At 57.8% G+C, this 11,626-nt stretch carries 11 protein-coding genes and 1 rRNA gene; 10 read left to right on the top strand and 2 right to left on the bottom strand.

All coding sequences use genetic code 11. From position 1 onward, the window contains the following. Positions 1 to 108: 108 nt before the first annotated feature. Together rrf and grxD are read left to right on the top strand one after the other, a co-directional pair. Positions 109 to 223 (top strand): 5S ribosomal RNA (gene rrf, locus FKL89_RS19285). A gap of 238 nt (positions 224 to 461) precedes the next feature. Continuing rightward, positions 462 to 713: a Grx4 family monothiol glutaredoxin gene (gene grxD / locus FKL89_RS19280; RefSeq protein ID WP_238363629.1), complete on the top strand. Its 252-nt coding sequence runs from the start codon at positions 462 to 464 to the stop codon at positions 711 to 713. Here the strand turns inward: grxD and FKL89_RS19275 are convergent. Both FKL89_RS19275 and rpoZ read right to left on the bottom strand, forming a co-directional pair. After that, positions 696 to 2,825 carry an HD domain-containing protein gene (locus tag FKL89_RS19275; protein WP_156864337.1) on the bottom strand — a complete coding sequence of 710 codons (2,130 nt, stop codon included), beginning with the start codon at positions 2,823 to 2,825 and terminating at the stop codon, positions 696 to 698. The two genes, grxD and FKL89_RS19275, sit on opposite strands and share 18 nt — an antisense overlap. Before the next feature lie 7 nt (positions 2,826 to 2,832). Further along, positions 2,833 to 3,042 (bottom strand): DNA-directed RNA polymerase subunit omega, encoded by a 210-nt coding sequence (gene rpoZ / locus FKL89_RS19270; RefSeq protein ID WP_156864336.1) that lies wholly within the window; start codon positions 3,040 to 3,042, stop codon positions 2,833 to 2,835. A gap of 286 nt (positions 3,043 to 3,328) precedes the next feature. Between rpoZ and FKL89_RS19265 the strand changes: the two genes are divergently transcribed. The 8 genes from FKL89_RS19265 to FKL89_RS19230 all read left to right on the top strand — a co-directional run bounded on the left by FKL89_RS19265 (position 3,329) and on the right by FKL89_RS19230 (position 11,612). Then, positions 3,329 to 4,288, top strand: coding sequence for a serine/threonine protein kinase (locus FKL89_RS19265; protein ID WP_156864335.1), 960 nt, complete (start codon positions 3,329 to 3,331; stop codon positions 4,286 to 4,288). Positions 4,289 to 4,348: 60 nt separating this feature from the next. Further along, on the top strand, positions 4,349 to 5,278 hold the full coding sequence (locus tag FKL89_RS19260; RefSeq protein WP_156864334.1) for a PP2C family protein-serine/threonine phosphatase: 930 nt from the start codon (positions 4,349 to 4,351) through the stop codon (positions 5,276 to 5,278). Then, entirely contained in the window at positions 5,265 to 5,972 is a 708-nt protein-coding gene (gene dnaQ / locus FKL89_RS19255; protein WP_156864333.1) for a DNA polymerase III subunit epsilon, read from the top strand. The genes FKL89_RS19260 and dnaQ overlap by 14 nt, the downstream gene beginning before the upstream one ends. 332 nt (positions 5,973 to 6,304) lie before the next feature. After that, the gene (gene ilvA / locus FKL89_RS19250; RefSeq protein WP_156864332.1) at positions 6,305 to 7,837 is read left to right on the top strand and encodes a threonine ammonia-lyase, biosynthetic; all 1,533 of its coding nucleotides are present in this window, start codon (positions 6,305 to 6,307) and stop codon (positions 7,835 to 7,837) included. 171 nt (positions 7,838 to 8,008) lie between these two features. Further along, positions 8,009 to 8,434, top strand: coding sequence for a response regulator (locus FKL89_RS19245; RefSeq protein WP_272953710.1), 426 nt, complete (start codon positions 8,009 to 8,011; stop codon positions 8,432 to 8,434). 12 nt (positions 8,435 to 8,446) lie between these two features. Continuing rightward, a complete protein-coding gene (locus FKL89_RS19240) occupies positions 8,447 to 8,815 on the top strand; it encodes a response regulator (RefSeq protein ID WP_156864331.1) in 369 nt (122 codons plus the stop codon). A gap of 64 nt (positions 8,816 to 8,879) precedes the next feature. Further along, complete coding sequence (locus FKL89_RS19235) at positions 8,880 to 9,395, top strand: chemotaxis protein CheW (RefSeq protein ID WP_156864330.1); 516 nt, start codon at positions 8,880 to 8,882, stop codon at positions 9,393 to 9,395. Positions 9,396 to 9,416: 21 nt separating this feature from the next. Then, entirely contained in the window at positions 9,417 to 11,612 is a 2,196-nt protein-coding gene (locus FKL89_RS19230; RefSeq protein ID WP_156864329.1) for a methyl-accepting chemotaxis protein, read from the top strand. Positions 11,613 to 11,626: the final 14 nt, after the last annotated feature.

Raw genomic sequence — 11,626 nt, 5'->3', positions numbered from 1 at the left:
ACCGCAAGTCAATCAACCGGTGTGACAGAGAGTCAGTCTCAACCCAAAACTTCTTCCAGCGCGTCGCAACAACGATTCAACCCGTTGCCGCGCCGCGTACCCTTTTAGTTTGACGCCCATAGCTAACTGGTCCCACCCCTTCCCATCCCGAACAGGACCGTGAAACAGTTCAGCGCCAATGATAGTCAGCCTTATAGCTCGCGAAAGTAGGTCAGCGTCAAACTACCCCCACACAACAACGCCCCTCCCCTCCACGGTGGGGCGTTCGTCTATCCGCCGATGACTCGTTAGTGTCGTCGCGCCTCTATCAACCGTGCCAACTCTCGCGCACGGATCCCCATATACGCGACACTACAATTGCAGCAAGCAATCTATAGGCGATATTTACCGTGAGCACATCAGAACGAAACGTCCAAGCTGAAATTGCCACGATAGTGGGCAGCAGCCGCGTGGTGCTATTCATGAAGGGGACTCCCCAATTCCCCCAGTGTGGTTTTAGTTCGCGAGCCGCACAGATACTGCAAGCTTGCGGCATCCAAGAATTCGCGTATTGCAATGTGCTCGAAGATGGCGCCATTCGCGAAGGCGTCAAGACTTACTCGTCGTGGCCGACTATCCCGCAGCTTTATGTCGACGGAAATTTTGTCGGCGGTGCTGACATCATGCAGGAGATGTATGCGTCAGGCGAATTGCAATCAATACTCACGACCTGACTCGATCGTTGGCGTCTTCGATTGTAGTTCTGGCGCCAAGCGATAGACGCGCGTAACGCCTGCGACGTCGCGCAGAGCTTCGACACATCGAACCAACGTTGCGCGACTCTTCACATGGACAGTGAACTTCATTTCAGCCAGGTGGTGAGTCAGTTCGTCCACGAATGACTTTGTCAACACCGCCGAAACATTCACATTGGCGTCAGCCACCACGCGCGCGCAGTCTGCCAACAACCCTCTGCGGTCCGTCGCCTCAATCACAACCCGCACCGGCAAAGGCTCAATCATTCGGCCAGCCCACACCGGGACAAAGTGCTCATTGGACGAGCGTCCCGCCCCCAAGGCCGAGCATGCCGGGCGATGTACTACCGCTCCAGAATACGTCGACAAGATGACGACGTGGTCTCCTGGTATTGGCATGCACCTTTCGCAGTACTTCAGCCCATTGCTCGGGCGGCCATCAAGTACCAGTTGTCTGTGGGAGTCCATTCCTGCGGCTCCACCAATGACGTCGTGCATATCCACGCCCTTGGACTTCGATGCCACTGCGTAGGCAGATAACTGGCCGATGCCAATCAACCTAAACAACTCGTCGACGCTAGTTGCACCAAACGACAACAAAAGAGCTTCGGAATCCTGCGACTGAAAGAAGGCGTCAAAGTCGAAATCCGGACTGGCATCAACGAGCAATCGCCTTCCAAAGGTAACAGCCTCACGCCTCGATGCATCGCGTAGCCAAGCACGAAGCTTGGCGCGACTCCTCGGGGACCGGAGCTGCGACAACCACTCAGGTCGGGCGACCACATCATCGCCGGTCAGTACTTCGACAATATCGCCAGAGACCAACTCCGTCCTGCATTCACGAATTACGCCATTGATACGCACAGAGCGAGCGCGCAGACCAATGTCCGTGTGAATCGAGAATGCAAAGTCCAACCCTGTCGAATGGCGGGGAAGCGACAGACGCTTACCCTTTGGCGAGAAAACCTGCACGGTGTCTTGATTGACGAGGTCGCGCAACACTCTTGTGAACTCTCCTGTCGAGTCACCACCCTCTGCGACGGCGAGGAAGTCATCGCCGCCTCCCGCAAACTCGCCGTTAGCGCCGCGAACCCAAGGGTCACGAGTTGCCCGTGGAAACCAGAACAAAAAGTCAGCGACAAGCCCTCGACGATCCATCAGCACCTTGGACGATACAACGCCCTCGCCGGCATCGGAGCGAAAACTTCCCGGAACGTACGCGAACCGGCTATGAAGTTCAGACAAGCGTTGATACGCATCCTCTACGGATGAACAATGCACGTGCAGCGTGGGCAACGAAAAGAGTGCGCGACCTGCACGATCTTCACGCAGGAGAGCAAACGCCTGAACCATTACTTCATCAGCGATGCGGCGATCATCGTCGACGCCCGCTCGCTCGCGGACAAGCTTTGACCATAACGATTGAGGGATGACCGCAGATAGCCGTCGGCGGTCAACCGCTCGCTTGTAGTCACACCATCTCGAAATCACGTCCCAACGCCAAGGATGGAGCCACCGCAAAGATAGCGATTGCAACTCGCGTGCGATCCCGACGAAACCTACGTAACGCGCAAGCGGAAAGAAGATGAGATATGTTTCCAGTGCAACGCGGCGTCTCTTGCTGCGCCCAACGGCACCGAGCGTTCGCATGTTGTGCAATCTGTCGCAAAGTTTGACAGCAAATACGCGCCAATCACGCCCGCCAGCGACAACGAGCTTGCGCAACGTGGCCTCTTTCGCGCCAGCCGAGCCAGTTGTGCGAACGTCATCCAGTTTGGAGACGCCATCAACAATGTGCGCAACCACAGGCCCGAAACGGCTTTCAATGTCGCCGACAGCGACATTGGTATCTTCCACAACGTCATGCAATAACGCCGCACACAGGGCATCAGCGTCTGCTTCCAGCGATTCGAAAAGAATACGGGCTACCGCAAGCGGATGAGTGACGTAAGGCTCACCCGACTGCCGCAGTTGCCCGGAATGGGCCGCGTCGGCGACGGACCAAGCCGCATGGATGCGAGCAAGATCGTCCGGTCGAAAGGCAGGGGCTATAAGATCGAAAAAATCAGAGACCTGAGGGGCAAGCCCCATGGGTGCCTCAGACCCCTATTTTCTTTAGTACCGAACGATCCACCTTCTGCCCGGCGATCTCCCGAAGCGCCACCACTACCGGCTTGTCGCGCTTCGCTGAATCGACCAGAGGCTGATGCCCTCCTGCAAGCTGGCGCGCCCGAACTGCAGCAGCCAGCGACAATTCAAAGCGGTTATCGATAGTGGACAGACAGTCTTCAACAGTAATGCGTGCCATGCAAGCCTCGAAAAGGTAGCGCCACGCCGGCTTGGCCGGCGCCAGTGGGTAAAAGGTAATGGTACACCGCCGCGCGACAATCTCGGCCGTCGCGAGCTATCGACAAGGCGACGCAAGAACCAGTCGTCACAGCTTGATGTATGCTCACTTAATGGGCGTGGATGTGCAGAACAAATACTTGCGGCGGACAGTCTCGCAACTCGTCTGTCCCGCGCAGGTATTGACGCGTGTCATGCCGGAGTGCGCGACCACACAATCGGTGTGCCGTCGGTAAGAGCAGCCGAACATGTCAATCGTCGCTAACAGGGCGCTTCCACAAGGCTACAAGCTGCACAACTATCGCATAGACCGTGCGATCAGTAGGGGCGGTTTCTCGATCGTCTATAGAGCTGTCGACGACAATGGGACAGTCGTGGCTATCAAGGAGTACCTTCCCAGCGGCTTGGTGCTGCGCTCGGAAGGTTCGCGAGTACATGCAAGTTCCATCGAGAATATTGACTCCTTCCGCTTCGGGATGAAGTGCTTTTTCGACGAAGGGAAATCACTGGCCACCATAAGCCATCCCAACGTCGTTCGAGTGCTCAACTTCTTCCGCGCCAACGAGACTGTTTACATGGTGATGAAGTATGAGCGCGGGCGAACACTTCAGCAGTACATTCAAGGCAATCAGGGCATGCTTCCAGAGGGCCTGATTCGCCATGTATTTTCCAGGCTGTTGAACGGCTTGCGTGAGGTACATTCGCGTCGCCTTCTGCATCTTGACATCAAGCCAGCCAACATTTACATCCGCACTGATGGGTCGCCAGTCCTGCTAGATTTTGGGGCCGCGCGTCAAGTTCTCGCATCGCGCGGCAACCGCCTGACGCCAATGTACACACCGGGATTTGCTGCGCCTGAGCAATATAAGGAGGGCGATTCTGACCGGCTGGGCCCATGGACTGACCTGTACGGTGTGGGCGCATCGTTGTTCGCTTGTTTTGCTGCGTTTGCGCCTCAGGCAGCCGACAGTAGGGTCAAGGATGACCATTACGTCTCCGCGGCAAAGCTATGGGCAGGTAAGTATTCGCCCAGACTGCTCGAACTGGTTGACCAGTGCCTAAAGTTGGATCCTCTTCAGCGCCCGCAGTCCGTCTATCAAGTGCAAAAGATGCTCATTGCTGCCCCCGAACCGCCCAAACGGGCGCTTCTGGCGCGAATATCCGAAAAGCTGGGCCTATCGACCAGCGGCGGGAATCGTCGTGCTTGACTTCCCGTCAGGGGCAGTTGACGTGTCACGAGCACCTGACGATCGGCAGGCAGCCTGACTATGGAATTCTCCATTTTTCAGGAGACCCGCCGTGGCGGGCGCAAGGTCAATCAGGATCGTGTCGGCTATATCTATACTCGCGACGCACTCTTTGTCGTTGTTGCCGATGGCATGGGCGGACACGTTGGCGGAGAAATCGCCGCCCACATCACGGTGCGGTTGCTTCTGGAGCGTTTCGAACAGGAGGCGAAACCCGTTCTGGCTTCGCCGGTGCTCTTTTTGCAGAATGCACTAAAAGCTGCGCATAGTGCCTTGGCGGACTACGCCCAACGATTTCGCCTGGTTGATACACCTAGAACAACATGTGTCGCCTGTGTCGTACAGGATGATGCCGCTTACTGGGCGCACGCCGGCGATTCGCGTCTGTACCATATTCGCAGGGGATCCTTGCAGGCACGAACTCGCGACCACTCCAAGGTGCAATACCTGCTTGACAACGGCGTTATTACGGCCGCCGAGGCGGGGAGACATCCAGACCGAAACAAGGTATTCAGCTGTCTAGGCGGCGCATTCGAGCCAACGGTCGACTTCTCACCGCGAATTCCCCTGCAATCAAATGACCTTCTCGTTCTCTGCACCGATGGCCTTTGGAGCGCCTACAACGATGGCGAGCTCGTAGCGCGAATCGGCCAGTCCGAATTGAGCAAGGCAACGCCAGAACTTCTCAATGATGCGGAGAAGCGCGCTGGTGTTGATTGCGACAATCTGAGCATTATTGCGGTCCGTTGGGCTGGCAGTAATGGTGAGTGGTCAGACACTGTCACAACAACTCATACCGAGACACTGGCGATGGGGGAATTCAGCACCCAGATGGATCGTACGATCACGCTGGTTGAGCCGACAACCGGACGCCGAGCCTTGAGTGACAGCGAGATAGAGATGGCAATCAAGGAAATTCAGGAAACGTTGAATCGGCATGGAAGCAGCTGAGCGACTTGTCTTTCTGGACACTGAAACGACAGGCCTTGATGCCCGCTCGGGACATCGCATCATTGAGGTTGCTGGCATAGAAGCTGTCGGTCGCGATCTAACGGGCCGACACCTGCACTTTTATCTTGACCCAGAACGGGAGATCGACGCAGGCGCGACGGCCGTGCACGGCTACACCTGGGACGACCTGCGTGGCAAACCCAAGTTCGCGACCATCGTTCACGAACTGCTGGCCTTTCTGGTTGGGGCGAGCGTCGTCATACATAACGCGCCATTCGATGTATCGTTCCTGAATCACGAACTTGCGCGCTTGCGCATGCCGTCGCTGTCAAGCCTGGATCTGGTCATTGTTGACTCCCTCGCGCTAGCCAAGGAAAAGTTCCCCGGCAAGCGCAATTCACTGGATGCTCTTTGCGATCGTCTCGGAGTGGATAACTCACAGCGCAATCTGCATGGTGCCTTGCTGGATGCAAGGCTCCTTGCGGAGGTGTACTTCGGCCTGACACGTGGCCAGGGCGCCTTTGAAATGGAGCTCCCCGCACAGGTGCCGTCACTGGCGATTGATAACGGTACCGCCGACAGCGTGCCAGCGACGATTCATCCTGTCCTTTTGGAACCCGCCGTGCTGGATACGCACCGTGACTATCTCGGGCGCCTCGCCAAACAGTCTGGCGTCGAACGGCCTTGGGGTTAGCCGTACGATGGCAGAGCTATTGGCCATTGCGTGATGCGCTAATGCATGTGTCGGCCGGCACGGTCGGGCGATCACCAATGCAGACGGCCCTGTTTGCAGCGCTTCAGATGATTTCCTCGCATGTCGGCGCCGAATTCCCGTGAAATCAAGTGTAGTTATCGCCAAGTCAAGTTTCAGCGTTTCCTGGTCCTTTGCCTGCAGAGCCTGCCTGGCAGCCCCCGACCTCTGGCGCAAGTCGCAGCCTGTGAGCCGTCTAGAATTTTGGATCCGGAAGCAAGAAAGCCCGACACCTTGTTCGTGGGCAGTTTCTACCGGATCCACCATCGCGAGGACTGACCTTGGACTATTTGATTCGCATACTGAACGCGAAGGTGTACGACGTCGCTGTTGAGACATCGTTGACCAACGCGCGACTGCTCTCAGAGCGTCTGGGTAACAACGTGCTGATCAAACGGGAGGACGAGCAACCCGTGTTCTCCTTCAAGCTGCGCGGCGCCTACAACAAGATGGCTCACCTGTCGGCGGCGCAGTTGGCCAAGGGAGTCGTTGCTGCGAGTAGCGGCAATCATGCGCAGGGCGTGGCGTTGGCGGCCCAGAAACTTGGCACCGAGGCCACCATCGTAATGCCGCGGACCACGCCAGCCATCAAGGTTGACGCGGTAAAGGCACGCGGGGCAAAGGTGGTGCTACACGGCGAATCTTATTCCGATTCATATGAGCACGCCCAGAAGCTGGTCAAGAAGGGTAACAAGGCATTCATCCATCCCTACGATGATCCGGACGTCATCGCCGGACAGGGAACCATCGGCATGGAAATCCTCCGGCAGCACCAGGGCGATATCGATGCAATTTTTGTTGCTGTTGGTGGCGGTGGTCTGATTTCCGGGATCGCAGCGTACGTCAAGGCGGTGCGCCCCAAGACTAAAGTAATTGCGGTACAGCCAACCGACTCTGCAGCAATGGTCGAGTCGTTGCGAGCCGGCCGCAGGGTGACGTTGCCAACGGTAGGGCTGTTTGCGGACGCGATCGCCGTCAAGCAGGTTGGCAGCGAGACATTCCGGTTGTGTCAGCAGTATGTCGACGACACCGTGCTGGTGAGCACGGATGAGATTTGCGCGGCGATCAAGGACGTTTACACGGACTGCCGGTCAATTCTGGAGCCTGGCGGCGCAGCCGCGATCGCAGGCATGAAAAAATACGCTGAAAAGCACCGCTACCGCGGCAAGACCCTGGTCGCAGTCGCCTGCGGGTCCAACATGAACTTTGACCGCCTCCGCTTCGTAGCGGAGCGTGCTGTCATTGGCGAAGCCCGCGAAGCGGTATTGGCCGTAACGCTGCCCGAGAAAGCAGGCAGCTTTCGGGCATTTTGCGAAGTGCTGGGGCCCCGTTCGGTAACCGAGTTCAACTATCGGTACGCTGGCGGCACCCAAGCTCATGTCTTTGTTGGGGTCGAGCTGTCGCACAAGCGCGAGACCGCCAGCCTCATTCGCGATTTCAAACGGGCCGGTATCGCGGCTGTTGACTTGACCGACAATGAAATGGCCAAACTGCATGTTCGCCACCTCGTTGGCGGGCACGCCCCCGGAGCCGTGGGTGAGCGGCTTTTTCGATTTGACTTTCCAGAGCGACCGGGGGCGCTGGCGCAATTTTTGCGCGTGATGAATGGCGACTGGAATATCACGTTGTTTCACTACCGGAATCACGGTTCGGATATCGGACGCGTACTGGCAGGTATCCAAGTGCCGGAGCGCGATGCGCCGGAACTTGAACGGTTCTTGAATCGCATAGTCGAGCTGGGATATGCATGGATAGAAGAGACGCAAAACGTCGCATACCGACTCTTTCTGGGCCTCAATCAGGGCTGAAACGACGGTCGGTTCAGGGCGATTCAATTGGCGGAATGGGACGCGACCAAGTCATCATGACAGTTGCATCACACCTACAACCTACAGAAAAGTCGCAGAAAAAGGCGCCGGTTCGATGCAAATTTGATCGAGGCGTGGCAAACTGCACCTCACTGTTTTTACTCTGGCAGCATGCACATGCAGGCGACAGGCGCTAACGCGGAACCGTCCGAAGTGGACGGACTCAAGGTAATGGTCATTGACGACAGCAACACCATTCGTCGCAGCGCCGAGATCTTCCTGTTGCAGGCGGGATGTCAGGTTATTCTTGCCGAGGATGGTTTCGATGCGCTGGCAAAAATCGCCGACCATCGACCTGATGTCATCTTCGTCGATATCATGATGCCGCGCCTTGATGGCTATCTGACATGTGCGCTGATCAAGAAGAACGCGAAATTCAAATCCACCCCGGTGGTCATGCTCTCTTCAAAAGACGGGCTTTTTGATCGCGCAAGAGGGCGTATGGTCGGCTCCGATCAGTACCTGACCAAGCCTTTTACCAAGGAGAGCCTCATTTCGGCGGTGGCGTCTTTCGCGGGCCGCGAACGAGCCAATTAGCTAGGAAACACCATGCCTGTGAAGAAAGTTCTTGTTGTTGACGATTCTCCAACCGAGCGCCATGCGCTGTCAGAAATCCTGCGTCGTGCCGGCTATGAAGTCAACACCTGCGACAGCGGCGAAGAGGCGGTTGCCCAGTCCAAGGTTTTGCTGCCCGATCTGATTCTGATGGACGTTGTCATGCCGGGCCTCAACGGCTTCCAGGCCACCCGAGTGATAGCGCGGGATGACGCGACCAAACACATCCCGGTGATCATCTGCACCACGAAGAGTCAGGAGACCGACAAGATCTGGGGGTTGCGGCAGGGGGCGCGCGACTACATTGTCAAGCCGATCGATGCCAATGATCTGCTGGACAAGATTGCGCGCCTTGACGGCTAGCAACAGTCTTCCGCGAAATCCGGCGCCGCGCCGGAGCGGGCAATCGTCGAAGGGGGAGCGCTAAGTGGCGCGAGATCGAAATCGGCTGCGGGATTTTCAGGAAGCGCTGGCGATGCGTTTGCGCCAGGCCGCCGAATTGCCGCAGCGGCAATCGCGTCTGGCCGTACAGGTCGGCGATCGGGGGTTCTTGCTTAACCTGGATGATGTTTCCGAGGTCTCGCCGGTAGGTTCGGTCACGCCGGTGCCGCTGACGCAGCCCTGGTTTCTCGGGGTCACGAACGTGCGGGGCACGCTATACGCGGTTACGGACTTTGCTCTGTGGTTGGGCCTGCACCTCACATCTGACATTGCCGCCAAGCGGCTGATTTTGCTTGGGCAGCGTCTTGGCAAAGTTAGGGCGGGACTGATCGTGACGCGGGTCGTTGGGCTGCGCCTGCTTGACGAGATGCGCGCTGGTGAGACGCCGCTTACCCGAGCGTGGGAAAGCGCCGCCTGGGTGGACAGGGATGGTACGAGTTGGACCGAGGTTGATCTGGAGCGGCTTGCCTCAGATGCTGAGTTTTTGCAGGTCGTTCGCTGAATAATTTATGGGATAGGGGCTATGAAGCTAAAGTTGGGTAAAGTCTTCAAGGGCAAAGGCTCGGCGCCGGCAGCCGACATACCGACTGTTGTTGCAGCGCCGCTGGCGGGCGACACGGGCATGGCGAGCGCCTACGATCCGACTCGCGCTGTGTCAGTGGTCGAGCAGTTGCGTGCGGCTGCCCGTGGCGGCAAGGCGGTGCGGCAATTGCCATTGATTGGCCACTTGTCAACCGCGAAGCAGTTTCAGTACCTCGCGGCGGCGTTGGCGACCAGTTTCGTGCTGATGCTGATCCTGTTCGGTCTGTACGCGATCGAGGCACGCAAAAACGGCGCCCAGAAAGAGGCCGCAACCGAGATGCAGATGCTGGCCCAGCGTCTGGCCCGCGGTGGCGCACAGTCGGAAATGGGTGGTGCAGCTGGTTTTGATGTACTGCAGTCGAGCCGTGAGCAGTTCCGGAGCAACCTGAAGGCACTCTCGTCTGGCGGCGAGTATCGCGGCGTTTCGGTGAGCGAGCCGCAGTCTGAAGCCGTGCGAACCGCAGTAACCGAATTGGAAAAGCGCTGGACGCTCGTTGACGGCAAAGTGGACGAACTGGTAGCCGCTCGTGCGATCCTGACTTCGCTGTCACAAGCTGTAAGTAACGTGAACCAGGGCAATCAGGGTCTGCTGGAGCTTGCAGAGCAACTGGCCACTCAGCTTTCGTCCGGCAGTGGCCGCGAAATCGCACTCGCGAACAATCTGGTGATGCTCACCCAGCGCATCGCCAAGAACGCCAATGCGCTGGTCGGCGATGAAGTGGATTCCGACGTGGCGTTCCTGCTCGGCAAAGATACAGCGACGTTCCGTGACATTGTGAATGGTCTGCTGCAGGGCAGCGACGCGCTCCGCGTCAGTGCCATTCGCGATGGTGAGGCCCGACAGACATTGACTGAGCTGGGGTCCCGATTCCAAGAGACGGAGAAGCGTCTTGTCGAGGTATTGCGGGCCATGCCCAGGCTGCTCGCCGGCAAGCAGGCAGCCAAAGTGATTACTGTGGAAGCCGAGCCACTGATGGCAGGCGCCAAAAATCTCTCGAACGCCTATGAAGGCGCTGGCAACACGGCAAACTTTGCACTCTACCTCGCAGCGGCGCTCGGACTTCTTTCGCTGTTGCTCGGCGCAGCGCTGGGTTACTTGTTCCTCAACGAAGCGCGTGTTCGAGCTGCTGAAAACGAACGTGAGAACCAGCGTAACCAGGAAGCCATTCTGCGCCTGCTGAACGAAATGGGAACCCTGGCCGACGGCGATCTGACGGTCAAGGCGAGCGTTACCGAAGATGTGACGGGGGCAATTGCCGACTCGATCAACTTCACTGTTGACGAGCTGCGCAAGGTGGTGTCGGACATCAATGCGACGACCGGTGAGGTTGCCGGCGCAACCCAGGCTGCACAGGCCATTTCGCAACGCCTCTATCAAGCGTCGCAACGGCAATCTGGCGAGATCCAGCGCTCCAGTGCGCTGGTACTTCAGATGGCACAGTCGATTAACGAGGTGTCAGCCTCCGCGACACAAGGCGCGAAAGTGGCCGAGCAGTCCTTGAATGTGGCGGAAAAGGGTTCCCTGGCGGTGCAAAACCAGATCGCAGGCATGAATGAGATCCGGGCGCAAATTCAGGAAAGCTCCAAGCGCATCAAACGTCTGGGTGAAAGCTCTCAGGAGATCGGTGAAATCGTGGAGCTGATTTCCGACATTACCGAACAGACAAACGTGCTGGCTCTCAACGCCGCCATCCAGGCAGCATCGGCCGGTGAGGCGGGTCGCGGCTTCACGGTGGTTGCGGAAGAGGTGCAGCGACTGGCGGAACGTTCTGCCGAGGCGACCAAGCAGATTGAAGCGCTGGTGCGGGCGATTCAGGCCGACACTCAGGACGCCGTGAACGCTATGGAAAAAACCACTCAGGGGGTGGTTGAAGGTACCCGCCTGTCAGACGCTGCCGGTCAGGCGCTGTCAGAAATCAGTCGAGTTTCGCGCGATCTCGCCAGTCTTGTGGGCAACATCTCAGTGCAAACGCAAACGCAGTCGGCGTCGGTGTCAGAAGTGACGCGCGGCATGCAGGACATTCTGGCGGTGACCGAGGAAACCTCTCGCGGCACGCAGCAAACCAACGTCTCCATTGAAGAACTGGGCCGACTGGCGCAAACGCTGCGTAGCTCGGTGGCAGGCTTCAAGGTGTAATCGGACGGGATCGG

This window comes from Casimicrobium huifangae (genome assembly GCF_009746125.1).
Taxonomy (GTDB): Bacteria; Pseudomonadota; Gammaproteobacteria; order Burkholderiales; family Casimicrobiaceae; genus Casimicrobium; species Casimicrobium huifangae.
Note: the sequence above shows the minus strand (reverse complement) of the source record. Positions and strands in the feature narration are given on the sequence as shown.

What these genes read in the sequence shown, in the direction of transcription:
- FKL89_RS19275 (WP_156864337.1), bottom strand. Translation starts at nt 2,825, where the DNA reads ATGGGGCTTGCCCCTCAGGTCTCTGATTTTTTCGATCTTATAGCCCCT.
- FKL89_RS19240 (WP_156864331.1), top strand. Translation starts at nt 8,447, where the DNA reads ATGCCTGTGAAGAAAGTTCTTGTTGTTGACGATTCTCCAACCGAGCGC.
- FKL89_RS19260 (WP_156864334.1), top strand. Translation starts at nt 4,349, where the DNA reads ATGGAATTCTCCATTTTTCAGGAGACCCGCCGTGGCGGGCGCAAGGTC.
- FKL89_RS19245 (WP_272953710.1), top strand. Translation starts at nt 8,009, where the DNA reads ATGCACATGCAGGCGACAGGCGCTAACGCGGAACCGTCCGAAGTGGAC.
- FKL89_RS19265 (WP_156864335.1), top strand. Translation starts at nt 3,329, where the DNA reads ATGTCAATCGTCGCTAACAGGGCGCTTCCACAAGGCTACAAGCTGCAC.
- FKL89_RS19230 (WP_156864329.1), top strand. Translation starts at nt 9,417, where the DNA reads ATGAAGCTAAAGTTGGGTAAAGTCTTCAAGGGCAAAGGCTCGGCGCCG.
- grxD (WP_238363629.1), top strand. Translation starts at nt 462, where the DNA reads ATGAAGGGGACTCCCCAATTCCCCCAGTGTGGTTTTAGTTCGCGAGCC.
- dnaQ (WP_156864333.1), top strand. Translation starts at nt 5,265, where the DNA reads ATGGAAGCAGCTGAGCGACTTGTCTTTCTGGACACTGAAACGACAGGC.
- rpoZ (WP_156864336.1), bottom strand. Translation starts at nt 3,042, where the DNA reads ATGGCACGCATTACTGTTGAAGACTGTCTGTCCACTATCGATAACCGC.